This is a genomic window from Flavobacterium branchiophilum NBRC 15030 = ATCC 35035 (genome assembly GCF_002217205.1).
GTDB lineage: Bacteria > Bacteroidota > Bacteroidia > Flavobacteriales > Flavobacteriaceae > Flavobacterium > Flavobacterium branchiophilum.
The window spans coordinates 1-25,549 of sequence record NZ_MUGT01000109.1; the positions used below are offsets into that span (position 1 = coordinate 1).

General features: G+C 34.3%; 18 protein-coding genes, 1 other RNA gene and 1 pseudogene. 13 read left to right on the forward strand and 7 right to left on the reverse strand.

The genetic code is table 11. The features are described 5' to 3' along the window. Positions 1–242 precede the first annotated feature (242 nt). Together ssrA and B0A58_RS11815 are read right to left on the reverse strand one after the other, a co-directional pair. Positions 243–639: a transfer-messenger RNA gene (gene ssrA / locus B0A58_RS11810) on the reverse strand. 31 nt (positions 640–670) lie between these two features. Next, positions 671–1,876, reverse strand: a complete 1,206-nt coding sequence (locus tag B0A58_RS11815) for a serine hydrolase domain-containing protein (RefSeq protein ID WP_089081242.1) — start codon at positions 1,874–1,876, stop codon at positions 671–673. 188 nt (positions 1,877–2,064) lie between these two features. On the opposite strand from B0A58_RS11815, the gene B0A58_RS11820 reads away from it, so the two are divergent. Continuing rightward, positions 2,065–3,270, forward strand: a complete 1,206-nt coding sequence (locus B0A58_RS11820) for an NAD(P)-dependent oxidoreductase (RefSeq protein WP_089081230.1) — start codon at positions 2,065–2,067, stop codon at positions 3,268–3,270. Positions 3,271–3,280: 10 nt separating this feature from the next. Here the strand turns inward: B0A58_RS11820 and B0A58_RS11825 are convergent, their stop codons facing one another. The 3 genes from B0A58_RS11825 to B0A58_RS11835 form a co-directional block, all read right to left on the reverse strand. Beyond that, positions 3,281–4,708, reverse strand: coding sequence for an L-serine ammonia-lyase (locus B0A58_RS11825; protein WP_089081231.1), 1,428 nt, complete (start codon positions 4,706–4,708; stop codon positions 3,281–3,283). Positions 4,709–5,075: 367 nt separating this feature from the next. Further along, positions 5,076–5,456 carry a RidA family protein gene (locus tag B0A58_RS11830; RefSeq protein WP_089081232.1) on the reverse strand — a complete coding sequence of 127 codons (381 nt, stop codon included), beginning with the start codon at positions 5,454–5,456 and terminating at the stop codon, positions 5,076–5,078. Positions 5,457–5,475: 19 nt separating this feature from the next. Further along, a complete protein-coding gene (locus tag B0A58_RS11835) occupies positions 5,476–8,187 on the reverse strand; it encodes a putative LPS assembly protein LptD (RefSeq protein WP_089081233.1) in 2,712 nt (903 codons plus the stop codon). Between the two features lie 96 nt (positions 8,188–8,283). Here B0A58_RS11835 and B0A58_RS11840 point away from each other — a divergent pair, with 96 nt between their 5' ends. The 10 genes from B0A58_RS11840 to B0A58_RS11885 all read left to right on the forward strand — a co-directional run bounded on the left by B0A58_RS11840 (position 8,284) and on the right by B0A58_RS11885 (position 19,255). Continuing rightward, the gene (locus B0A58_RS11840) at positions 8,284–9,402 is read left to right on the forward strand and encodes an N-acetylmuramoyl-L-alanine amidase family protein (RefSeq protein WP_089081234.1); all 1,119 of its coding nucleotides are present in this window, start codon (positions 8,284–8,286) and stop codon (positions 9,400–9,402) included. Positions 9,403–9,474: 72 nt separating this feature from the next. After that, positions 9,475–10,431 carry an MlaD family protein gene (locus B0A58_RS11845; RefSeq protein WP_014083718.1) on the forward strand — a complete coding sequence of 319 codons (957 nt, stop codon included), beginning with the start codon at positions 9,475–9,477 and terminating at the stop codon, positions 10,429–10,431. Positions 10,432–10,434: 3 nt separating this feature from the next. Further along, a complete protein-coding gene (locus B0A58_RS11850; protein ID WP_089081235.1) occupies positions 10,435–11,754 on the forward strand; it encodes a (Fe-S)-binding protein in 1,320 nt (439 codons plus the stop codon). A gap of 149 nt (positions 11,755–11,903) precedes the next feature. Further along, positions 11,904–12,350: an LNS2 domain-containing protein gene (locus B0A58_RS11855; protein ID WP_014083716.1), complete on the forward strand. Its 447-nt coding sequence runs from the start codon at positions 11,904–11,906 to the stop codon at positions 12,348–12,350. Positions 12,351–12,626: 276 nt separating this feature from the next. Next, complete coding sequence (locus B0A58_RS11860) at positions 12,627–13,418, forward strand: (Fe-S)-binding protein (protein ID WP_014083715.1); 792 nt, start codon at positions 12,627–12,629, stop codon at positions 13,416–13,418. An 86-nt stretch (positions 13,419–13,504) separates the two neighbouring features. Next, on the forward strand, positions 13,505–14,134 hold the full coding sequence (locus B0A58_RS11865) for a hypothetical protein (RefSeq protein WP_089081236.1): 630 nt from the start codon (positions 13,505–13,507) through the stop codon (positions 14,132–14,134). A 5-nt stretch (positions 14,135–14,139) separates the two neighbouring features. After that, on the forward strand, positions 14,140–14,622 hold the full coding sequence (locus B0A58_RS11870) for an ABC transporter ATPase (protein ID WP_089081237.1): 483 nt from the start codon (positions 14,140–14,142) through the stop codon (positions 14,620–14,622). Positions 14,623–14,631: 9 nt separating this feature from the next. Then, the gene (locus tag B0A58_RS11875) at positions 14,632–17,622 is read left to right on the forward strand and encodes a glycoside hydrolase family 3 N-terminal domain-containing protein (RefSeq protein WP_089081238.1); all 2,991 of its coding nucleotides are present in this window, start codon (positions 14,632–14,634) and stop codon (positions 17,620–17,622) included. Positions 17,623–17,642: 20 nt separating this feature from the next. Then, positions 17,643–18,788 (forward strand): N-acetyl-alpha-D-glucosaminyl L-malate synthase BshA, encoded by a 1,146-nt coding sequence (gene bshA / locus B0A58_RS11880; protein WP_089081239.1) that lies wholly within the window; start codon positions 17,643–17,645, stop codon positions 18,786–18,788. Positions 18,789–18,835: 47 nt separating this feature from the next. Beyond that, positions 18,836–19,255, forward strand: coding sequence for a protease complex subunit PrcB family protein (locus tag B0A58_RS11885; protein ID WP_089081240.1), 420 nt, complete (start codon positions 18,836–18,838; stop codon positions 19,253–19,255). Between the two features lie 53 nt (positions 19,256–19,308). Here the strand turns inward: B0A58_RS11885 and lpdA are convergent, their stop codons facing one another. Together lpdA and B0A58_RS11895 are read right to left on the reverse strand one after the other, a co-directional pair. Beyond that, positions 19,309–20,697, reverse strand: coding sequence for a dihydrolipoyl dehydrogenase (lpdA, locus tag B0A58_RS11890; RefSeq protein ID WP_089081241.1), 1,389 nt, complete (start codon positions 20,695–20,697; stop codon positions 19,309–19,311). Between the two features lie 523 nt (positions 20,698–21,220). Then, positions 21,221–21,652 carry a DUF1573 domain-containing protein gene (locus B0A58_RS11895; protein WP_014083708.1) on the reverse strand — a complete coding sequence of 144 codons (432 nt, stop codon included), beginning with the start codon at positions 21,650–21,652 and terminating at the stop codon, positions 21,221–21,223. A 188-nt stretch (positions 21,653–21,840) separates the two neighbouring features. Here B0A58_RS11895 and B0A58_RS11900 point away from each other — a divergent pair. After that, positions 21,841–24,495, forward strand: a pseudogene (locus tag B0A58_RS11900) (valine--tRNA ligase); the annotation flags it as partial. 54 nt (positions 24,496–24,549) lie between these two features. Continuing rightward, positions 24,550–25,549 (forward strand): L-type lectin-domain containing protein (locus tag B0A58_RS16850; RefSeq protein WP_243389494.1); only part of this gene is annotated, 1,000 nt, incomplete at its 3' end.

Here is a 25,549-nt window from a genome sequence, read left to right on the forward strand (position 1 = left end):
TACCAAATACACATATAAAATAGTCCAATATACTTGTTCATTTTTGCTAAAATTATTCAAAAAAAATAGTTCCGTAGCCCAGCTATGCAACGATTTTTCTTGAAAATTTTTTCTAAAAAATAACTACGCATCTTTGGGCTATTTTATAAATATATTTGGTATTAGATACTTTTCATCAAAAAAAAGAAATTGAAGTATAAAAAAAACGCAACTATCTAAAAATAAGATATTTGCGTTTTTTTTTGTGGAGTCGCCGAGAGTCGAACTCGGGTCCAAACAAGCAACTAAAGAGCTTTCTACAGGCTTATTTTCTGATTGAATTTTCGATGTTGAGCTAGGTCAGAAACAACCACAAAACACTTAGTTTCTTAATTTTCGAAAACCGTGCGAAACAAACGGTAATCTAGGTTTATCTTTACGATTCCCCTGGATCAAATGCTATAAACCAAAGCCTTTGAGGAGAATCCTGCTTTCCTACCTTGTAGGACGAGGCTAATCTTACTATGATTCAGATTATGCAGCAAGAGCGTAGTTTCCTTCGCCGTGTAAAATGTTTGAAGCCTTTTATTTACGAGAATTACTTCAGTTCTCGACCTGCTTACTGTTCAATTCGACTTGCTGTCAAAACCAGTCGACCCCATTTGAATTGCTGCAAATATACAATTTTTTTTTATTCCAAACTATCTTTTATTTTAAAAGGATAATCACCAAAATAAGTGGCTATATATTTCACTTTATATGTTTCATGATTGAATTTATTTGACAATGAAATGATGGTTACGTTTTCTTTGCCTAATGTTATAAATGAAGACGTGCTTCCATGCCACCATCCATTATGAAAATAAAAAGGGGTTTCGCCCGTTGTCCACTCTATCATCCTGATACCTAAACCATAATTTTTGGCTCCACGATTTTCATAACTGTACCCTCTATAAATGGCTTCTTGCAAATTTTGATGTACAAAATTAGGGCTTCGGCGGGCCAAATCCAATTGTAATAAATCTCTAGGTGTAGAAAAAATATTTTTATCTCCATAAATTCCATCTAAATAATCCAAACCAACTTTTCTAAAATTTCCTTTATATGATGGTGTAGCTGTATCTTTATCTTTCTGATAATCAAATACATACGTATTTTTCATTTGTAATGGTTTGAATAGCATTTTGTTCATGGCATCGGCATAAGTTAAACCTGTAATTTTTTCGATGACCAAAGCCAATAAGGCATAATTGGTGTTGCAATAACTAAAACGGCTGTCTGTTGGAAACTCCAATTGGATATTTTTATGGATTAAAATATCTAAAATATCTTGGTTGGTTAGTATTTTATGCTTGTCCCAAATGCCTTTTTCGGCCGTAAAATAGGCATAATTTCTTAATCCAGACCTGTGATTTAAAAGCGTTTTGATGGTTATTTCTGGATAAGGAAATAAATTGAAAAGGGTATTCACTTTTTGATCAAGGGCCAATTTTTTTTGATCAATCAATTTAAGAATCAAGGTAGCTGTTAATACCTTTGACACCGATGCAATGTGCAAGGGCGTTTGTGGAGTTATGCTTTTTTGTAATTCATAATCAGCAAAACCATCATATTTTTCAAAAATAATCTGACCATTTTGAGCAACTAAAAAGCTGCCATTCATGTTGTTTTTCCAATTTTTATTATAAAAATCAAAAATCAGCTGCTGCTTTGATTGCAAATCAGTATTTGAAAGTTTAGGCAAGTCTGCCAATGGGTTGGGTTGCATTTCTAAAAAAGAACCCGTTTTTGTTTTGATTTTTTGAACAGTGGGTAATGCCTTTTGTGTCGATTTTTGACAAGAAAATAGACCCATAGAAAGGATGGAGATATACGTGATTGACTTGATTATTTTCATTATTTTTGTGCTTTCAAAAAACAAATATAATAAACATTTTGGGTGGCAAAAGTTTTTTTTAGAATTAGAAATGGTTTTTTTTTAATGATTTGATAATTAACCTTTTAAAAATAAAATAAATTTATGATATATGTTTTTAAAATGTTATATTTGTAACAATAATAATATTAAATGTTAAATTAATAAAAATGAAATTTGGAATTATAAAAGAGCGTAAAAACCCGCCAGACAGAAGAGTCGTTTTTTCGCCAGAAGCCTTGGTTAGTTTTAAAGAACAATTTAAAGAATCTGAAATAAAAATTGAAAAATCTGACATTAGAGTATTTTCAGACGAGTCTTATATAGAAAAAGGCTTTGAAGTAGTAGATGACTTGTCTGATTGTGATGTGTTGTTTGGTGTAAAAGAAGTGCCTATTGAAGCTTTGATTCCTAACAAAAAATACTTCTTTTTTTCGCATACTATCAAGAAACAGCCTTACAACAGAGCCTTACTAAAAGCTATTTTAGACAAAAATATCACTTTATTAGACCATGAAACCATTGTTGATGCAGACTATAAACGATTAATAGGTTTTGGTAGATATGCAGGAATTGTTGGGGCTTACAACGCTTTTAGGGCATTTGGAATCAAATTTGAGTTGTTTCAATTGCCAAAAGCTTCAAGTTTACAATCAAAAGACGAACTTATTAGTAGATTGAAAAGACCAACCCTTCCTCCTATCAAAATAGTAGTAACAGGAACTGGCAAAGTGGGCATGGGAATCAAAGAAATTTTGGTTGGCATGAAAATAAAGCAAGTATCCGCAGATGATTTTCTAAAAAAAATATATGCCACACCCGTGTTTACTCAAATAGATGTTTTGGATTACAACAAACGAAAAGACGGACAGCTATTGAATTATAAGGATTTTTACCAAAATCCAAAAGAGTATGAATCCGATTTTGAAAAATTTACAAAGGTTTCAGATATTTATATTTCTGGTCATTTTTATGCCAATGACGCCCCTAAAATTTTGACACAAAAGCAGTTGAATGCACCAGATTGTAAAATAAAAGTAGTTGCCGATGTGTCTTGTGATATTGCAGATCCCATAGCTTGTACACTACGAGCCTCTACCATAGAAGATCCTATTTATGGCTATTTACCTTCTACCCATCAAGAAGTTGATTATTTTCATCCAGCAGCCATAGTAGTAATGGCAGTGGACAATTTGCCGTGCGAGTTGCCAAAAGATGCCAGTGAAGGATTTGGGCAAATGTTTATGGAACATGTCATTCCAGCCTTTTTTAATGGGGATCAAGATGGCATTTTAGAACGGGCTAAAATGACCGAAAATGGCCAATTAACCCCTCGCTTTGCCTATTTACAAAATTATGTAGATGGCCTAGAATAGAATAAAAAGGTTAACAATCGGCTACATTAACGGCTATGGCCAATCCACCTTCAGAAGTTTCTTTGTATTTAGCATTCATATCTTGTGCGGTTTGCCACAACGTATCAATTACTTTATCCAAAGGAACTTTTGCATTTTTTGCATCTGTTTCTAAGGCGAGTTCTGCCGCGTTAATGGCTTTTATGGCTCCCATGGTATTGCGTTCTATACACGGAATTTGAACCAAGCCGCCAATAGGGTCGCAGGTTAAACCCAAATGATGTTCCATGGCTATTTCGGCAGCCATCAATACTTGTGCAGGTGAGCCCCCCATCAATTCGCACAAAGCCGCCGCCGCCATGGCCGAAGACACCCCAATTTCTGCCTGACAACCTCCCATTGCTGCCGAAATGGTAGCTCCTTTTTTGAAAATACTTCCTATTTCGCCTGCAACTAATAAAAATTGTTTGATGGCTTCCTCGCCTGCCTGATGGTTTTCTATGACCAAATAGTACATCAATACCGCTGGAATGACGCCTGCACTTCCATTGGTTGGTGCTGTAACCACCCGACCTAATGAGGCATTGACTTCATTTACCGCTAAGGCAAAACAGCTTACCCATTTTAGAATTTGTCTGAATTTGACTTCTGTACATCTAATTTGTTCGAGCCATTCTTGTGGGTTATTGTAATTGGATAAGCCTATTAAATTTTGATGCATGTCAAATGCCCGTCTGCGAACATGAAGACCGCCTGGCAAAATACCTTCGGTATGGCACCCTACATACATACACTCCAACATCGTATGCCATATTCGCATCAACTCCGAATCAATTTCAGATGTTGCTCGCATAGATTTTTCGTTTTCATAAACTATTTCAGAAATTTTTTTATTCTGATCGATAGTATATTGTAATAATTCTGACGCTTTTTGTATTGGAAATGGAAAGGCACATTTGATTTGGCTTTTTAATTTTGCATTCAATCTTTCTTCTTTTACAACAAAGCCGCCTCCAATACTATAAAATACAGCCTCATAACGTTGGTTATCAATCAAGGTTGCACTAAATTTTAATCCATTGGCATGAAAAGATAAGAAATTTTTATTAAAAATAATATCTTTCTCAAAACAAAAGTCCAATTGGTATTGATTATTGAGCCATAACACCTTGTCGTTTTTTACGGCATCGATAATGGAAGTAATATTTTCAATAGGCATATACTCTGGATTCTGACCACTTAATCCTAAAATAATAGCAAAATCGGTGGCATGTCCTTTGCCTGTTAGCGACAAAGATCCATATAAATCAATGTCAATATGCTGCACCTTATCTAAAATTTGTTGCTGTTGCAATTCATTCAAAAATCGTTCGGCTGCTCGCCAAGGGCCAAGTGTATGAGAACTAGAAGGTCCAACACCTATTTTGAGCATGTCAAATACTGAAATACATTCTTGCATAAAATATAGTTTTACAAATGATTATTTCACACAGATTTCATTTATTTGTATGAAAAAAAATAATTACCGAATGATGTTAAATTTAAAATGCGGGATGCTTATATTAACCGTATTTTGCGATAGGGATAGCAATGGAAATCCTTTTAGAAGCCCCCCCCAGCCCCCAAAAGGGGTACGTTATTTTGCACGAAATCGTTTCTGAATGTGATGATCAAAAAAAAAATATTCCACAAAAATATATTTCTTTTGGAGTTCAATGAACGTTGTTTGAAACAGATAGCCCTACCCTTGGGGAACGCCCAAAAAGGACCGCTCTAATTTGCTGAACAAAATTAGAATATAGCCCATTAATATCATAAATATAGCATTACTTTACTGCAATCATTGAAATTTCTACACGTACTCCTCTTGGTAGTCCAGCTACTTGAACGGTTTCTCTGGCTGGAGCTGTTTTTTCGTCAAAATAGGTGCCATATACTTCATTTATTGCTGTAAATTGTTGCATATCAGTAATAAAAATAGTTGATTTTACTACATGATCAAACGTCATTTCGGCAGCGGCCAAAACGGCTTTCATGTTTTCCATAACTTGTTGGGTTTCCTCTTGAATGGTACCTTCAACAACTTGCATGGTTTTAGGATCCAATGCAATTTGTCCTGAAGCATAAAGGGTGTTACCGCTTAAAATAGCTTGATTATAAGGTCCAATTGGAGCTGGAGCTTGCTCTGTGATGATTACTTTTTTCATGTGATATAATTTTTAATTTTTAACGCAATACTCGGTCTGGAATTTTATTTTTCTCCCATTTGATGTCTTTCAAAATAGACGACTTGATCCCAATAAAAAAGCCCCATGAGGTATAAGTTCCAAAAGGAATCCAATTAAAACTCATGCGCCAACTGTCCAAATCTCGTTCCATTCTAAAATTGGTATAAGTTACCCCTTTTTGAACAAAATCATAGCCCGTTGAAACCCCCATTTTCCATTTGGGAGTCAACGAAATATTGCCCGAAACCATCAACGAATTGCCCGAAATTTGATCTTCACGGGCAGTGTTTGAATAGGTTAAAGAGTAAGCCATGGTTAAGTCCCAAGTAATTTTAGTATTGAAAAATCCAGTATCTTTTTGATCTGATTCATCATCTTCTTTATCAAATAAACTTTGACGTTGGTTGCTCAAATCCATATTACGTCCAAACAAATCGTCTGTTCTGCCTCCATTTTGAGCATTTACATTGTCTTTTTCTTTCTTCTTTTTATCCTCTTTGCTGCTGCTTGCTATAGAATAATTCATGGTCATATTGGCACTGGTCATTCTTAACAAACTACCTCCATTATTGATATTCCATTTGTTAATCATTTGCCCTTTATTATTTAAAGCATACGGATTGAGGGTGGTGCCAAAATTAATATTCATTTTATTATTGAGCAATTGAGTACCGCCACTAATTCGCAAAGGGGCTAATTTTAATGAATCTGCCGTAATATCATAACTTGTTGATAAGTTCAAATTATTAATCAACATGATTTTTTTGGGTTCCACTTTAGTAGTGTCATTGTCTCTTACTTTGGCTTCAAAAGTATTACTCAAACTAAAACCTATGTTATTTGACATGGTTTTGCCTGGAGTACCAAAAATACTGTTTTCAAATCGGGTGTAATCTTTTCGGATGGTTCCACTGGCATCTGTAGCATAGGTGTCATAATATTTTGCAAAACTTGGGGTATAGCTATATGAAATAGATGGCCGAACAACATGTCTGATGGATTTTATTTTTTTATTTTCGCCAAAATTAAATGTTCCATAAATGGTTGTACCCAAACTGGTAGAAAACGAATAAGTTCTAAAAGCATCAAATCCGTTAACATTACTTGTTATTACACTATTTAGATTGCTATCAAAATTTCTTTTAATCGTTTTGATGCCCCATACCTCGTTATAATTCAAATTGGTAGAGGCACTAAAATACTTGAATATTTTAAAATTGGTACTGATAGGAATCGTATGCTGCATCCCCACTTTTGCATCATCAAACATGGCTTTTTTCAAAAATAACGAGTCTGTTGTAGCAATATCATTTCGGCCAGCAAGGCTATATTGTAGGTTGATATTTTTTATGAATCCTTTTTTAAGGCCGTCTTTTGGAGCAAAAGGGTAAACCCGATCTACATTTAATGTTAGGTTGGGTAAAGATAAATTAATTTGTTGATTTTGAGTGTTTTGTGATTGTGTTGCTGCCACTGCCAAATTAACTTGTGGTACACTATTAAATCTTTTGGTGTATGATATAGATGAACTTAAAGTATTATTTAGCCTAGAACCAGCATAGTTCTGATTATATGTATTTTGAAAGAATTTACTACTACCCATATTAACAGATGCTGTAAAACTCGAATTGGGACTTGATTTTGAATCCTTGCTATGGGACCAGTTGATGTTGTAATTATTTGTTTTGGAATAATCGGGCAAGCCTCTTTCGCTGTTGATTAAATTTTCGAATCGCAAACTAAAATTTCCTCTAAAACGATATCTTTTGGCATACGAAGATTCAAATCGGAGGGCATAACCACCATTGGTATAGTAGTCGCCAAGTACTGCCAAATCATAATTATCACTCAAAGCAAAATAATAACCTCCATTTTGCAACGAATAACCTCTTTGAGAATTGTCTGCAAAAATAGGCATAATGATACCCGAAGTTCGTGTTTCTTTGGATAAAGGGAAATAAGCAAACGGCAAAGCCAAAGGCGTTGGAACATCAGCAATTACAAGGTTTGTCAATCCTGTTACAACTTTTTTGCCAGGGACAAATTTTACCCTATACGTTTGAAAATAATAATCAGGGTGTTCCAAATCTTTTGCAGTAGTAAATCGGGCTTTTTTCATAAAATATACCGAATCGTTAACCCTTTTGGTAATTTCGGCTTTTACTTTAAATTCATCTTGTTCAGTACGTGAGTTCCAAATAAGTGCTTTTTTGGTTTTAAAATTAAAACGAATCGAATCAGGCTCAATAACGTTGCTGCCTTGTTTAAAAACAGGTAATTGCGTGTATTTACCCGTAGAATCTTTAATTCTTCCTGCATATACTTCGCTTTTATCATTATTCAACACAATAATACCAGATTTCAATTCAATGTCTTGATAATACAATTCGGCTTTATTGTACAGGGTAACTGTTTTGGTTTTTTGATTCATTTTTACATAATCAACAGCCGTATATCTAATTTTGGATTCAATCAAAGGTTTTTTGACCTTTCCATTTTGGTTTTTAACCGTATCATTTTTTTTGGATAGCGTGCTAAGGCCCACAAATGTAGTGTCTTTTTGTGCTTTGATGGGTACAACAACCGTCTTCTTATTTACATCTTGCGAATATAAATAAGAATTATTTGCTGCAAATAAAAAAGTCAGTAAAACGATATAAAATAAGTTTGTTCGCAATGTTATAAATACTATTTTTGTAAAATTTGGCATTGAAATTGATTGGACAAATTTACAGATTAATTTTCGTCAAAAATAGTCATTTATTAAATTTAATAACAAATCGTTTATATTAAAATTAACTTTTTTATGAATAATAACTATAAATTCAAGGTAAAGAATTGGTTTTTAGTAGTTTTTGCATTGGTTTGTCCCATTGTATTTGGTCAATCAAAATTTAAAGTTACCCTAGATGCAGGTCATGGAGGCAAGGATTTTGGTGCCAATTACCATGGACATGTCGAAAAAAACATTGCTTTGGCAGTAGCGCTAAAATTAGGCCAAATACTTGAAAAACAGTCCGATGTAGCAGTAAATTACACTCGAAAAACCGATGTTTTTATAGATTTATTAGAACGAGCCAATATAGCCAATAAAAGCGATGCCAATATTTTTGTGTCTATACATTGCAATGCCAATGTCAATCAAACGGCAGACGGCACAGAAACCTATGTGATGGGGATGACTAAAAACGAATCGAGCTTGGCAGTGGCAAAAGCCGAAAATGAAGTAATAACCCTCGAAAAAGATTACAAACAAAAATACAAAGGTTACAATCCCAATTCGCCCGAATCCATGATTGGCCTTACGCTCATGCAAGAAGAGTATTTAGAAACAAGCATTTCATTGGCCAGCAAAATTGAACATGAATTTTATAAAATAGGCAAAAAATTACGTGGGGACAAAGGAGTCAAACAAGCCCCTTATATGGTACTTCACAAAGCCGCTATGCCCAGAGTATTGATAGAAATGGGGTTTATATCCAATAAAGTAGAAGGCCGATATTTAGATTCGGATGAAGGACAAGCCGAAATAGCACAAGCCATAGCCAACGCCATTTTAAGATATAAAAGAGAATATTTTGAATCTACCGAAGAAGAAATTACCGAAAAAAAAAAGGAAACTAACGACATTAAAAAAGACACACCAAAAGTAACAACACCCAATAGCCCAATACTAAACAATCCCGCCAATAGTGGCACTATATATAAAGTACAAATTTCGGCATCGCCAATTAAATTAGACACCCTGCCACAAAATTTTAAAGGACTACAAAAAGTATCCTATTTGCTCGAAAACAAGCTTTATAAATATTATTATGGTGCCACTCCAGACAGTATAACCTGCAAAAATTTATTACAACAAGCCAAGAAGAAAGGCTTCAAATCTGCCTTTATTGTAACCTTTAAAAACGGTAAAAAAATATAAATTTTAATGCTTTTGTCAAGTTAGTGCTGTTAATTAGAAATTTTATTTTATTTTTGTTCAAAATTTAAGACATTGAAAATTACAAGAGAAATCAAAACCGCAATACTCGTTATAGCCTCTATATTATTATTTATTTGGGGGTATAGTTTCCTTAAAGGAAAAGATTTATTTACGAGCTACAATACATTTTTTGTGAAATACGATAACGTAGAAGGACTTGTTGTGTCCTCTCCAATTACCATAAACGGAAGAGTTGTTGGCAAAGTAATTGGTATAAAACTCGACGAAAATTGGCAAAATATTGTCGAACTTCAAGTAAAAGAGGAGTTCCACATTACCCCATCTACCGTTGCCGAAATATATGCACCAAGTCCCATTGGTGGCAAACAAATTGCCCTTATTCCAAACAAATCAGAAAAAACACTGGCAGAAAACGGGGCTTTTTTAAAATCAAACAGCAAATTGGGTATGGCCGAAGCCCTTGCTGCACAAATGGCACCTTTAAAAACCAAAATAGAAACCTTGCTAGACAATGCCAATGTAATGTTGCAAAACATGAACCAGGTTTTAGACCAAAAAGCACAACAAGACATCAAAGCGAGTTTGTCCAATCTCAATAAAACACTTGCAGAATTTCATACCGCTTCTACACAAGTAAACGGAATGCTTGCCGATAACAAAAGTAAAATGAATGGCATTGTAACCAATTTTCACAAAGTTTCGGGCGATTTTACTAAAATTTCCGATTCGTTGAGCCATGCCAATATAGGCAAAACAGTTAAAAATTTAGAGCAAACCTTGGTTAGTGTCAATAAAATCATGAACAACTTGCAAGCTGGCAAAGGCAGCATGGGCAAAATGCTCAACGACGATGCTATGTACAACAATTTAGCCAAAACCTCAAAAGAACTAGAACTTCTTTTACAAGACGTAAGACTTTACCCTACTCGATATGTAAATGTTTCCTTATTTGGCAAAAAAAACAAACCATATATCGCTCCAACAATTGATACCATTCAAAAAAAATAAACCATGAATTACTTAGATAATATATTTTTTGCAATAATCCTTACTATGGGGATTGGTTATTTTATTGGCAATATCAAAAAAATCATCCGAAACATCAAACTAGGACAACACATCGACAGAACCGATCATGCGTCCGAACGATGGAAAAACATGGCACTCATTGCATTAGGACAATCCAAAATGACCAAACGTCCTGTTGCTGGACTATTGCACATCATAATTTATTTAGGATTTATAATCATCAATATTGAAGTACTCGAAATCATTACCGACGGACTTTTAGGCACTCACCGTGCTTTTTCGGGTTTAGGCATTTTGTATAATTTTCTAATAGCCTCTTTCGAAATATTGGCCTTTTTAGTACTGATTGGCGTTATTATTTTCTGGATTAGACGTAACATTCTGAAAATAAACAGATTATCTAACAACGATTTAGAAGGCTGGTCCAAGTCCGATGCCAACTATATCTTATACTTTGAAATGGTACTCATGTCGCTATTCCTTTGTATGAACGCAGCCGATTATCATTTGCAACTGCTCCATTTTGGTCATTACCATCCAGCAGGAGCTTTTCCAATTTCGCAATATATAGAACCCCTTTTCAACGGAATGAACGAAAGCCTTGTCATGATGATCGAAAAAACATGTTGGTGGCTACACATTATTGGCATCCTTATTTTTCTAAATTATTTATACAAATCTAAGCATTTACACATCTTATTGGCATTTCCAAACACCTATTTTGCCGATTTGAATCCAAAAGGCCAACTCAACAATTTAGAATCTGTAACAACAGAAGTCAAATTGATGATGGATCCCAATGCCAATCCTTATGCAACAGCTCCCGAAAACACTACTCCAACAAAATTTGGAGCCTCAGACGTACAAGACCTCCATTGGGTACAACTCCTAAATGCCTACACCTGCACAGAATGTGGCCGATGCACCTCGTCTTGTCCAGCCAATCAAACAGGCAAATTACTTTCGCCCCGAAAAATAATGATGGACACCCGAGACCGACTAGAAGAAGTAGGCAAAAATATCGATGCCAACAAAGGCATTTTCATACCAGACAACAAATCACTGCTGCACGACTACATAACCCCCGAAGAACTTTGGGCCTGCACCAGCTGCAACGCTTGTGTAGAAGAGTGCCCCGTAAACATTAGCCCACTTTCCATCATTATCGACATGCGTCGCTACCTCGTTATGGAACAAAGTGCCGCACCCATGTCATTAAACGCCATGATGACCAACATCGAAAACAATGGAGCCCCGTGGCCATACAACCAACAAGACCGATTAAATTGGAAAAATGAGTAACATTTGGGCGTGCCCACAAGGGTCGGGCTATTCGCTATATCTTTTCTTTTTTTAAAGAAAAAAAAGAAAAGGATGCCGCTACTATCCCTCACGCAAACAACAACAAACAAAAAACAACAACAAAAGTCAAATATCAAACAAACAACAACATGAGTACACAAGATTTAGATAAAAATTTAGTAGCAGCCACAGAAAATGGACAAACTATTAGCCCCGTATTGGCAAACGGAGTAAAAAATTATTTAATCGACATAGACGGCACCATTTGCGACGACATTCCAAACGAAGAACCAGAGCGAATGGCAACAGCCGAGCTGTATCCAGATGCCCTTATCACCCTCAACAAATGGTATGACGAAGGACACATCATCTTCTTTTTTACTTCCAGAACAGAAGCACACCGAGAAGTAACAGAAGAATGGCTCAACAAACACGGCTTTAAATACCATGGCATGGTAATGGGCAAACCACGTGGAGGCAACTACCACTGGATAGACAATCACTTAGTAAAAGCCACCCGATACAGAGGAAAATTTACCGATTTGATAGACAAAGAAGTAACCATCCAAGTATTCGACGACGGACAACATGAATAAACCTGCCAATTGGGCTATAGTCTATTATTTGCAGTATTTTGCGTTAGAGATAGTAGTGGAAATCCTTTTTTGGTAATTGGTTAATAGTTGATGGATGTTGGTGTTTAGCAATGCGTTCCAGCTGAAATGATTACCAAAAAAGATTGAAACGGATAGCCCGACCCTTGGGGAACGCACAAAAAATGTTAATCGAATTTGCTGTTTTATTTAGAATTTAGTCGCAAATGGGTACTACATTTTTGAATTTCATTTGCATAACATAAAAATCAAAATATCATGTCTGAAAAATTAATAGTGCCAACAATGGCCGAAATGCTAGCTGAAAACAAACAACCTGAAGTATTATTTTGGGTAGGTTGTGCAGGCAGTTTTGATGATAGAGCCAAAAAAATTACCAAAGCTTTTGTAAAAATTCTCAACCAAACACAAGTAAGTTTTGCAGTACTTGGAACAGAAGAAAGTTGTACAGGCGACCCAGCCAAAAGAGCCGGTAACGAATTTGCATTTCAAATGCAAGCCTTAATGAATATTGAAGTATTAAATGCTTATGAAGCCAAAAAAATAGTAACCGCTTGCCCACATTGTTTCAATACCCTAAAAAATGAATACCCCCAACTGGGTGGGCAATATGAAGTGATTCATCATACAGAATTTTTAAAATCATTGTTAGATACAGGCCGACTAACCATTCAGGGAGGTACTTTTAAAGGCAAAAAAATTACATTTCACGACCCTTGTTATTTGGGTCGGGCAAACAATATATATGAAGCTCCAAGGGACTTAATACAAAAATTAGATGCCGAATTGGTAGAAATGAAACGCTCAAAAGCAAACGGATTGTGTTGTGGTGCAGGAGGTGCTCAAATGTTTAAAGATGCCGAAAAAGGCACAAAAGAAATCAATATTGAGCGAACAGAAGACGCCCTAGAAACCCAACCAGATATTATTGCAGCGGGTTGTCCTTTTTGTAATACTATGCTAACAGACGGAATAAAAAACAAAGAAAAAGAAAACGAAGTTAAAATTATGGATATAGCCGAATTAATAGCAAATGCCAATGATTTGTAACTTTATTCATCAATATAGAGCCAATATTCAAAACTGAAATATCATTTTTTGAATATTGGTTTTTTATATCAATTGCACCCAATATTATGAAAATAAAATTTATAACAATACTTTTTTTATATACTTTTATTGCACACTCGCAAATTAGTCCTACAATATTAGACAGTATTGCCAAACAGTCTTGTGCTTGCTTAAAAGACAAAAATCTGAATAGCACATCAAAATCTGAAGACAACCTCAAAATGGCTATTGGGGTTTGTATTATTGAAAAATATCAAAATATAGAGGATAAAATTGACCCAAAAGACAGAGTTAGCTTTAATGACCAAGAAGGATTAAGAAAAATTGGTGAGCAAGTTGCCATTAAAATGTTCAATTATTGTCCTGATATTATTCTTAAATTAGGAGAAACAGCATCAGAAGAAGCAGATAACAAGCCAAAAAGTGCCACCGAAGAAACAAAATCCAATCTTACAGCGGGTACTTTGTTAGAAATTAAAACAGAGCAATTTACAACCTTTGTATTCAAAGACAATAAAAACAAAATCCATCAATTGTTGTTGTTGGATTATTTTGATACAGCTCATTTGTTTCGTGAAAACAAAATTAAAAAAAATGATAAAATCAAAGTCGATTATAGCGAATTTGAATTTTATGACCCAAAAATCAAAGACTTTAGATATTTTAAAGTCCTAACTTATTTAGAAAAAATATAATAAAAATGTACATTCCTTTTGAAAATTTACCAGAAGAATCTAAAATATGGATTTATCCATCGAATAGAAAATTGACCGACATGGAAGTTTCTGAAATAGAAATTGCTTTACAAAATTTTCTCAATCAATGGTCGGCTCATGGTGCTGGATTGGCATCTTCTTATCAAATCAAATACAACAGGTTCATCATTATTGCTGTAAATCAAGAAGTTCAAAATGCAACAGGCTGTTCGATAGACGCTTCGGTTGGTTTTATACAAAGTTTAGAAACAAAATACCAAATAGATTTGCTAGACAAAATGAATGTAACATTCAAAAATGGTGAACATTTTGCCCATAAATCATTAATTGATTTCAAAAAAATGGCAAAAGACAAAGCCGTAACAGCAAATACCATTGTATTTAACAATTTAGTAAACACCATATTAGAATTCAATGAATCTTGGGAAGTACCAGCATCAGAAAGCTGGCACAGTAGATTTTTTTAAAGCATCAAAATGAAAAAAATTAATTTTAAAATATTACTTATAGGCTTGGGTCTTTTTTTAGTTTACAACTGTGCTACTAAAAAAAACGTAAGCCCTACCCCTATTACATCAAACAATCCGGCAGATTTGGTAGCACACGAAATTCCAAAATTTGTGCCAACTGAAGAGGAATATGACATGCCCAACCAAAAAAAATGGGTTGATAGTATTTACAATCAATTGAGTTTAGATGAAAAATTTGGGCAACTTTTTATGGTAGCTACATGGTCCAATAAGGATGCGGAGCATATCAGCGATATTTCAAAATTAATTACAAATTATAAAATTGGTGGATTGATTTTTTTTCAGGGAGGGCCTATGAGACAAGCCAATTTAACCAATAAATACCAATCCAAATCAAAAGTGCCTTTGTTTATTGGCAATGATGCCGAATGGGGTTTGAATATGCGATTGGATTCTACCTACAGATTTCCTACCAATATGACATTGGGAGCGGTTCAAAATTTGAAATTGATAGAAAAAACGGGGGCTTTAATGGCCGATCAATGCAAAAGAATGAACATTCAATTTAACTTTGCTCCAGTATTAGACATCAATACCAATCCGAAAAATCCTATAATTGGTTTTCGATCATTTGGAGAAAACAAACACAAAGTAACCGAACATGCCATTGCATTGATGAAAGGCATGCATTCTAAAGGTGTTTTTGCCACAGGCAAGCATTTTCCTGGACATGGCGATACTGAAACCGATTCGCACAAAGGTTTGCCCATTGTCAATTTTTCTAAAGACAGACTTTTTGATGTAGAATTTTATCCTTACAAAAAAATGTTCAAAGAAGGGTTAGAATCTGTAATGGTTGCCCATTTGAATGTGCCAAGTTTAGAATCAAGACCTAATTATCCGTCTTCTATTTCATACAATATCATTACAAATGTATTAAAAGGAGAGTTGGGTTTTAAAGGACTTGTATTTACAGACGCACTCAATATGAAAGCGGCAAGTAATTTCAAGTCGCCTGGCGAAATAGATTTAGAAGCCTTTTTGGCAGGAAACGATGTGTTGCTTTATTCAGAAAATGTACCTTTGTCTATCGAGAAATTGAAAAAAGCCTACGCAGAAAGTATCATTTCCGAAGACAGGTTGTCTTATTCTGTAAAGAAAATATTAAAATACAAATACAAATCTGGGTTAAACAACTTGAAACCAATTGACAAAACCCAACTTGTAAAAGATTTAAACAAACCAGAATGTGATGCGTTGCAATATGAATTGTTTGAAAATGCGGTAACATTATTAAAAAATGAATCGGAAATATTACCCATCAAAGATATTGCAAAGCAAAAAATTGCTTTTGTAAAATTAGGTGATGATAATGCAACTGTTTTTTTAAATACCCTAAAAAAATACACCGAAATAACCGAAGTTTCAGACAAAAATATAGACAGTTTAAACATTAAATTACAATCGTTTGATGTAGTAATTGTTGGTTTTCATAAATCTAACAAAGTGTGGGCCAAACAAGATTTTACCGAAACAGAAGTACAATGGATACAAGAATTAGCCAAAAACAATAAAGTAATTTTGGATGTATTTACAAGACCTTATTCTTTATTGCAAATTCCCAATCTTGACCTTTTGAAAGGTTTGATTGTATCCTATCAAAATGCCGACATGGCACAAGAAATTTCGGCCCAACTTATTTTTGGAGCGTTAGAAGCAAAAGGCAAGTTACCTGTATCCATATTGCCCCATTTTAAAGAAGGCGATGGATTGAGTACCAAAAAAATTGATCGATTGGGTTTTTCAGTACCAGAAAATGTTGGGATGAATAGCCTCAAACTAGCCGAAATAGATAAAATGGCCCAAAAAGCTATTGAATCGAAAATTACACCGGGCATGCAAATATTGGTGGCAAGAAAAGGCAAAGTGGTGTATCAAAAATCATTTGGAAACCCGACGTATGAGAGCAAAGTAAAAGTCTCTAATTCAGACCTTTACGACATAGCATCTGTAACTAAAATTGTGGCTACTTTGCCTAATGTGATGCAATTATATGACAAAAACAAAGTGAATTTAAACACTACATTAGGTGATATGTTACCCATTTTAGAGCAATCAAACAAAGGCAATATTACTTTCAAAGAATTACTTTCACATTATGGCAAATTACAAGCGTGGATCCCTTTTTATAAAAAAACATTAGACAGTCTTTCTTTTCCATCTGAAAAATATTATTCAAAAGAATCCAAAGAAGGATTTACAAAACAAGTGGCACAAAATTTATTTATCAGAAATGATTACCACGATACCATCATCAAACAAATTATAGACAGCCCATTGTTGTCTGAAAAAAAATACAAATATAGTGATTTTACATTCATTTTATTAAAAGAATATGTAGAACGCATGACGGCAAAATCATTAGACCAATTAGTTGAAGCACAATTTTATCAAACGATGGGAATGAATTATACGACTTTCAACCCATTGAATCATTTTGATAAATCTGTTATTATACCAACGGAAAACGACAATTATTTTAGACATCAATTGGTTCAAGGCTATGTACATGACATGGCAGCCGCCATGGAAGGTGGTGTTTCTGGACATGCAGGCCTGTTTTCAAACGCCATGGATGTTGCCAAAATGATGCAATTGTATTTGCAAAAAGGACATTATGGAGGCATAACTTATTTTTCTGAAGATACGTTTGATGCGTTCAATACCTGTTATTTTTGTTCAGAAGGCAACAGAAGGGCTTTAGGATTTGACAAACAATTGGGCAACGAGGGACCAACGTGTGGTTGTGTTTCAGATATGAGTTTTGGACATACCGGATTTACGGGCATTATGGCATGGGCCGACCCAAAAACGGAAACAATATATATTTTTGTATCCAATAGAACATATCCAGACTCAAATGCTCCAAATAAATTATCAAAAGAAAATATTCGAGAAAATATACAAAAAATCATTCAAGAATCAATTTATAATTAATATTTTAGAACAAATTTATCATGAAAATAGCAATAGTATGTTATCCAACTTTTGGCGGAAGTGGCGTTGTTGCTACGGAACTTGGATTGGCATTAGCCAAAAAAGGTCATGAAATACATTTTATTACCTACAGGCAGCCTGTACGTTTAGCGTTATTAAACCCAAACGTACATTATCATGAAGTAAATGTTCCAGAATATCCTTTGTTTCATTATCAACCTTATGAATTGGCTTTGTCGAGCAAATTGGTAGATATGGTCAAATTGTATGACATCGAAGTTTTACACGTGCATTATGCCATTCCACATGCTTATGCAGGATATATGGCTAAACAAATGCTCAAAGACGAAGGCATTGATATACCGATGGTTACAACGTTGCATGGCACAGATATTACCCTAGTTGGCAATCATCCACATTATAAACCAGCCGTAACTTTTAGTATCAATAAATCAGACATCGTAACCTCTGTTTCTGAAAGTTTAAAATCAGATACTTTACAATTTTTTGAAATTACCAACGACATACATGTTGTACCAAATTTTATTGAAATTGAAAAAGACGCTAGCGATAAGTCTATACCTTGTCAAAGAAGTTTGGTTGCAAATAAAAATGAAGTCATTATTTCGCACATCAGTAATTTTAGAAAAGTAAAAAGAATACCTGATGTGGTTATGATTTTTTATCACATTCAAAAACAAATTCCTGCAAAGTTGTTGATGGTTGGAGATGGACCTGAAAAAGAAAAAGCCGAAGATTTATGTAGAACGCTTGGCATTACAGAAAAAGTAATTTTCTTTGGTAATAGTAACGAAATAGACCGAATTTTATGTTTGTCAGATTTATTTTTACTCCCGTCAGAAACAGAAAGTTTTGGCTTAGCAGCCCTAGAAGCCATGTCGTGTGGAGTACCTGTTGTTTCGAGTAATTCGGGCGGCCTTCGTGAAGTAAATATCGAAGGTTATTCTGGATATTTAAGCCCCGTTGGTGCTGTAGAAGCCATGGCCGAAAACGCTCTAAAGATAGTATCGAACCCCGAAATTTTAAAACAATTTAAAAATAATGCTTTGGAAGTAGCCAAACGATTTGATATATTGAAAATTGTACCATTATATGAAAATTTATATCAAAAAGCCCTTTCAAAACAAATAAAAAGCCATAAATAAATTTAAGATGGTTAGTTTTTTTTACCAATTTCATCAATTATAATTATATGAAAAAAATCTGTTATATCGTTGTTTTAATATCCGTTTTGGCTTGTTCATCACATAAAAATACGGTGGCAAACAAAGTGTTATACGAAGTGTTGTATGAAGCTGATGAGGGTGGAAATCATTTTAAATTTTATGAAATGGTTACCAATGCCAAAGAATTTAAAATGCTTTTAAACGACCCAAATTTGAAGAAAAAAGTCCATTCAACTGATATTGAAAAAGCAAATTATATTCTGATCAATTTAGGCGAAAAAGAACATAAAGGGTACAAAATAAAATTTGAAAGTGTTCAGGAAACCGAACAAAATATTGTAATCAAAATCAAAGAAATACCATCAAGAAGTAAAGTTGTTGTAATTTGTAAACCTTTTTTTATTGTTAAAATAAATTCTAAAAAAGAAATAGTACTTACCGATTAAAAAAAAACCGTTTTTTATTCAAAAACGGTTTTTTATTTTCTATAAACAATTCATTACAAATGAATAACTTCGCCATAAGCATCGGCAACAGCCTCCATAACAGCTTCGCTCATGGTTGGGTGAGGATGAATGGCTTTAAGAATTTCATGTCCAGTAGTTTCTAATTTTCGTGCCACCACTGCCTCTGCAATCATGTCGGTTACTCCAGCACCAATCATGTGGCAGCCCAACCATTCGCCATATTTTGCATCAAAAATTACTTTAACAAAACCATCTGCATTGCCCGATGCTTTTGCTTTTCCTGATGCAGAAAATGGAAATTTCCCAATTTTTAATTCATATCCCTTTTCTTTAGCTGCTTTTTCGGTTAAACCAACAGAAGCAATTTCGGGTGTAGCATACGTACAACCTGGCACGTTGCCATAATCTATAGGCTCTACATGCAAACCAGCAATTTTTTCTACACAATTTATACCTTCCGCAGAGGCCACGTGTGCCAACGCTTGTCCTGGCGTAACATCGCCAATGGCATAATATCCAGGCACATTTGTTTGTCCGAAATCGTTTACTAATATTTTATCTTTATCGGTCGCAATTCCTACTTCTTCTAAACCTATATTTTCTATATTGGTTTTTATACCAACTGCCGATAGCAATAGCTCTGCCTCTAATACCTCTTCGCCTTTTGCAGTTTTTACAAATGCTTTTACCCCATTTCCTGTCGTATCTATTCTATCAACGGCCGAATTGGTCATGATTTTCACACCTGCTTTTTTCATAGAGCGTTCCATTTGTTTAGAAATATCTTCGTCTTCAACAGGAACAATATTCGGCATAAATTCTACAATGGTTACATCGGTACCCATAGCATTATAAAAATGAGCAAACTCAATTCCAATAGCTCCAGAGCCAACAATAATCATAGATTTTGGTTGTTTTTCTAGTGTCATCGCTTGTCTGTAACCAATAACTTTCTGACCATCTTGTGGCAAATTAGGCAACTCTCTAGATCGAGCGCCTGTTGCAATAATAATATGATCTGCTTGATATGTAGCCAAATTCCCCTCTTTTGATGTAACTTCTATTGATTTGCCTGGTTTAAGTTTGCCAAAGCCCTCAATTACGTCAATTTTATTTTTTTTCATTAAAAATTGAACACCTTTACTCATTCCTTCTGCTACCGATCGACTGCGTTTTACAACAGCACCAAAATCTTTGTCAAATGATGAAACCGTTAATCCATAATCAGCTGCGTGTTTCAAATAATCAAAAACTTGTGCCGACTTTAACAATGCTTTTGTAGGAATACAACCCCAGTTTAAACAAACTCCTCCAAGATTTTCTTTTTCTACAACGGCTACCTTAAAACCCAATTGCGAGGCTCTAATGGCCGTTACATATCCTCCAGGTCCACTTCCTAATACTATTACATCGTATTTCATAAATGTTTTTTTTTAATGGTTAATTTCAATTCAAAAATTGAATTTTATAACTAATATAATTGAAATCAATTTCCAATTATTCGTTATAAATCATCGTTTTTTTAGTTTATTATTCGTTTGCGAATTTAAAAATAATTTTTTAATTACTTACTTTTTAAACACTTAAAGTATTGGCTGTTTTAATTTTTTTGAATTTCACAACAAAAAAGCATTTCTTACCGAAATGCTTTCATGTTTTTTCGCCTTTTAATAAAAAATTATTATTTTTAACTATAATCAAAAAAAAACAGCTCATCTAATCTTTAGTGCTTTGGGCGTTCCTCAAGGGTCGGGCTATCCGTTGCAAACAACGTTCATTGAACTCCAATAGAAATATCATATTGTGAAATAATCTCTTTTGATAACCACATACAGAAACTATATTCGTGCAATATAACACTCCCTTTTTGGGGGCTGGGGGGCTTCTAAAAGGATTTCCACTACTATCCCTAACGCAAAACAATCAACATATTAAGATTATTCGCTATTTTTCAAGCATCGATTTTTTCTTCTCCAACGGACTCACTTCATTTTTTACAATGACTTCGCCTTTAATAGTTAATTTTACAATACCTCCTTCATAATTTGAAGCATTTGTTTCAACAGTAATTGATTTTCTAATAACCCCCGGATTCATGTTGTACTTAACCGTAATTTTACCCGTTTTACCTGGCAATATTGGCCCATCTGGTTTAGATGGTACAGTACACCCACATGATGATTGAACATTAGTAATAATTAAGGGTTCATTACCTAAATTGGTAAATTCAAAACTCCGAACACCGTCATCAGTGTCTTTTGAAACTGTGCCATAATCAATGGTATTATCTGTATCTTTAAATACAATTTTAGCTCCTGATTGTGCAAAAACCATACTTTCTAAAAATAATACCAACAGCAATATTAATTTTTTCATTTCTTAAAGTTTTAAATTTATTATTGTAAAATTAGTTTTTTAATTTCAATGCACAAAACTTTATTTTACTTTTTTTATAGCTAACTTATAGTTACTTTTGCCTCTTTATTAAAATGATCAAATCATAATAAATAAATACAAACCAACGTTATTAGAATATTCAAATCTAAAATACAAATTTATTACAAATGACAATTCCTGCACAATTCGACGCCAAGACTATTGAACAAAAATGGTATGATTACTGGATGAAAAATAACTACTTTCATTCAGAACCTGACCACAGAACGCCTTATACAATTGTAATTCCACCACCCAATGTTACTGGGGTGTTGCACATGGGACACATGTTGAACAATACCATTCAAGATGTTTTGATTCGTAGAGCCCGTTTGAAAGGATTGAATGCGTGTTGGGTACCAGGAACAGATCATGCCTCTATTGCTACCGAAGCAAAAGTGGTTGCGAAACTAAAAGCGGAAGGAATCAATAAAAATGATTTGACTCGTGAAGAATTTTTATCACACGCTTGGGAATGGACAGACAAATATGGCGGGGTAATTTTGGACCAATTGAAAAAACTGGGTGCTTCTTGTGATTGGGAACGTACTAAATTTACGATGGATCCAGATATGTCGGCTTCTGTAATTCGTTCGTTTGTTGATTTGTACAACAAAGGATTAATTTATCGAGGCTACCGAATGGTAAACTGGGATCCAGAAGCGAAAACGACTTTGTCTGACGAAGAAGTGATTTATGAAGAACAACAAGGGAAATTGTATTTCCTTAAATATAAAATCAACTCCTCCCCAGCCCTACCCGAAGGAGAGGGGGCAGAAGAATACCTTACTATTGCAACGACACGTCCGGAAACTATTTTTGGAGATACAGCCATTTGTATTAACCCGAACGACGAACGTTTTTCTCATTTGAAAGGTAAAAAAGCGATTGTGCCAATTTGTGGTAGAATTATTCCAATTATTGAAGACGAATATGTAGATATGGTATTTGGTACTGGTTGTTTGAAAGTGACCCCTGCTCACGATATGAACGACAAGACCTTAGGTGAGAAACATAATTTAGAAATCATCGACATTTTCAATGAAGATGCGACTTTAAATAGTTTTGGTTTGCATTACCAAAGTCAAGATCGTTTTGTGGTTCGTGAGGCGATTGCCAAAGAATTAGAAACAGTTGGGGCTTTGGCTAAAACGGAAACACACTTAAATAAAGTAGGTACTTCAGAACGAACTAAGGCAGTAATTGAGCCTCGTTTGTCAGACCAATGGTTTTTGAAAATGGAAGATTTGGTAAAACCAGCCATCAAAGCCGTTTTGGAAGAGGGCGAAATTAAATTGCATCCAAAACGTTTTGATAATACCTACGCACATTGGCTGAATAATATTCGCGATTGGAATATTTCACGACAATTGTGGTGGGGACAACAGATACCAGCCTATTATTATGGCGACGGAAAAGAAGATTTTGTTGTTGCTGAAACCATTGAAGAAGCTTTGAAATTGGCACAAGCCAAAACTGCAAACTCAGCACTGACCACTGCCGACTTGAAGCAGGATGTGGATGCTTTAGATACTTGGTTTTCTTCTTGGCTATGGCCAATGGCGGTTTTTGGAGGGATAATGGATCCTGAAAACAAAGATTTTAACTACTATTATCCAACGAATGATTTGGTTACTGGACCAGATATTTTGTTCTTCTGGGTAGCGCGAATGATTATTGCGGGTTATGAATACACGGGTAAAAAACCGTTTACGAATGTGTATTTAACAGGTTTGGTTCGTGACAAACAAAGACGTAAAATGTCTAAATCATTAGGAAATTCTCCTGATCCTTTGGATTTGATAGATAAATTTGGTGCTGATGGTGTTCGTGTGGGCTTGCTGTTGAGTGCTTCGGCAGGAAACGACATTATGTTTGACGAAGAATTGTGTAACCAAGGAAAAGCGTTTACCAATAAAATTTGGAATGCGTTCAAATTGATTAAAGGTTGGGAAGTGTCAGATTCTATTCCGCAACCAGAATCGTCAAAAGTAGCGATTGAGTGGTATGAAGCTAAATTGCAACAAACCCTTGTAGAGATTGAAGATAATTTTGAAAAATACAGAATTTCTGATGCTTTAATGGGCATTTATAAATTGGTTTGGGACGATTTCTGTTCTTGGTTTTTGGAAATGATTAAACCAGCATACCAACAACCAATTGACAGCGTAACTTTGGCGAAAGCCATCGAAATGTTGGAAAATAACTTGAAATTGTTACACCCGTTCATGCCGTTCTTAACCGAAGAAATTTGGCAATTATTAACTGAAAGAACAAAAGAAGAAGCCTTGATTGTTTCCACTTGGCCAGAAATAAAACCGTTTAATGCCAGTTTGATTGCAGATTTTGATAACACTATCGAAGTAATTTCGGGAATTAGAACGATTCGTAAAGACAAAAACATTCCGTTCAAAGATACGATTGAATTGAAGGTGGTGAATAACGACAAAGCTTCGACTTATTTTGATGCAATTGTTAGCAAATTAGGAAATATCAGTGCCTTAAATTATGTTACAGATAAAGTGGATGGTGCGTTGTCTTTCCGTGTGAAATCCAATGAATATTTTATTCCAATAACTGGAAATATCAATGTAGAAGAAGAAATGGCTAAGTTGACTGAAGAGTTAAATTACACCAAAGGTTTCTTGAAATCCGTACAAGGAAAATTATCGAATGAAAAATTTGTGGCAGGTGCGCCCGAAAAAGTAATCGAAATGGAACGCAAAAAAGAAGTGGATGCTTTGGCAAAAATTGCAACTATTGAACAAAGTTTAATTAATATTAATTTAATTTCTAAAAGCTCCTTGTTAACTATTTTTTTTTTTATTATTTCTTTAATGTTTAATGTCTTAAATGCTCAATCTTTTAATATACAAGGAAATGCTTCATTAATAACTAATTCCCCTCCTGAATATCTTATCACTCCTAATCTAAATAGTCAAGCAGGAATGATTTCAAATTTATTTCCCATTAATTTAACTACTAATTTTGAAATACAATTCGACTTAAACTTTGGTATAAATGATTCAAACGGAGCTGATGGTATTGCTTTTTTCATCTCTAAACTATGTGTTCCAAGTTTAGGCGTTGGTAGTTCTCTAGGACTACCATCGAATGAAAATATGATAGTTATTAAATTTGATACTTATGATAATGGATTCCCAAATGATATTATTTACGACCACATAGGAATTTATAAAAATAGTTCGCTGTTAAACTCTCAGTTGATAATGGACTTGCAAAATAATCCTATTTGCTTTCTGCCGTCTTGTAACAATATCGAAGATGGTAATTTCTATTATGTAAAAATTAAATGGTATTATATAAGTTTAACTCAGCAAAAATTAGAATTATACATCAATAACAATTTAAGAGCTAGTTCCACTGGAAATCATATTACAAATATTTTTTCTGGTGAAAACAATTTATTCTGGTCGCTTAGTGCTTCAACAGGGGCGTATAATAATAATCATATTGTTCGATTTCCTAATGATATAACAAATATTACTGGATGTGTAGGCAATTCAATAATTTTGAATGCACCTAATTTAGGTAGTAATTATGTTTGGTCTAATAACACTTCTAACACAAATATAGCAAACTATACCATAACTTCAAATGAGGTTATATCCTGTAATTACACTGATTATTGTGGCTTTCCTCGAATAATCAATTATGAGATCAGCGCTTTACCAGAAATTTCATTAATTACACCTTCCATTGAACAATCATCCATTTGTGAACCTAATTCAACATTTAATTTGAATCAGTTTGTACCAATCATCCTCAATGGATTGTCAGCGGCTGATTATGAAGTGTTTTTCTATACTAGTAGTG

What these genes read in the sequence shown, in the direction of transcription:
- B0A58_RS11860 (WP_014083715.1), top strand. Translation starts at nt 12,627, where the DNA reads ATGTCTGAAAAATTAATAGTGCCAACAATGGCCGAAATGCTAGCTGAA.
- B0A58_RS11815 (WP_089081242.1), bottom strand. Translation starts at nt 1,876, where the DNA reads ATGAAAATAATCAAGTCAATCACGTATATCTCCATCCTTTCTATGGGT.
- bshA (WP_089081239.1), top strand. Translation starts at nt 17,643, where the DNA reads ATGAAAATAGCAATAGTATGTTATCCAACTTTTGGCGGAAGTGGCGTT.
- B0A58_RS11835 (WP_089081233.1), bottom strand. Translation starts at nt 8,187, where the DNA reads ATGCCAAATTTTACAAAAATAGTATTTATAACATTGCGAACAAACTTA.
- B0A58_RS11830 (WP_089081232.1), bottom strand. Translation starts at nt 5,456, where the DNA reads ATGAAAAAAGTAATCATCACAGAGCAAGCTCCAGCTCCAATTGGACCT.
- B0A58_RS11840 (WP_089081234.1), top strand. Translation starts at nt 8,284, where the DNA reads ATGAATAATAACTATAAATTCAAGGTAAAGAATTGGTTTTTAGTAGTT.
- B0A58_RS11855 (WP_014083716.1), top strand. Translation starts at nt 11,904, where the DNA reads ATGAGTACACAAGATTTAGATAAAAATTTAGTAGCAGCCACAGAAAAT.
- lpdA (WP_089081241.1), bottom strand. Translation starts at nt 20,697, where the DNA reads ATGAAATACGATGTAATAGTATTAGGAAGTGGACCTGGAGGATATGTA.
- B0A58_RS11885 (WP_089081240.1), top strand. Translation starts at nt 18,836, where the DNA reads ATGAAAAAAATCTGTTATATCGTTGTTTTAATATCCGTTTTGGCTTGT.
- B0A58_RS11850 (WP_089081235.1), top strand. Translation starts at nt 10,435, where the DNA reads ATGAATTACTTAGATAATATATTTTTTGCAATAATCCTTACTATGGGG.
- B0A58_RS11895 (WP_014083708.1), bottom strand. Translation starts at nt 21,652, where the DNA reads ATGAAAAAATTAATATTGCTGTTGGTATTATTTTTAGAAAGTATGGTT.
- B0A58_RS11825 (WP_089081231.1), bottom strand. Translation starts at nt 4,708, where the DNA reads ATGCAAGAATGTATTTCAGTATTTGACATGCTCAAAATAGGTGTTGGA.
- B0A58_RS11870 (WP_089081237.1), top strand. Translation starts at nt 14,140, where the DNA reads ATGTACATTCCTTTTGAAAATTTACCAGAAGAATCTAAAATATGGATT.
- B0A58_RS11820 (WP_089081230.1), top strand. Translation starts at nt 2,065, where the DNA reads ATGAAATTTGGAATTATAAAAGAGCGTAAAAACCCGCCAGACAGAAGA.
- B0A58_RS11865 (WP_089081236.1), top strand. Translation starts at nt 13,505, where the DNA reads ATGAAAATAAAATTTATAACAATACTTTTTTTATATACTTTTATTGCA.
- B0A58_RS11875 (WP_089081238.1), top strand. Translation starts at nt 14,632, where the DNA reads ATGAAAAAAATTAATTTTAAAATATTACTTATAGGCTTGGGTCTTTTT.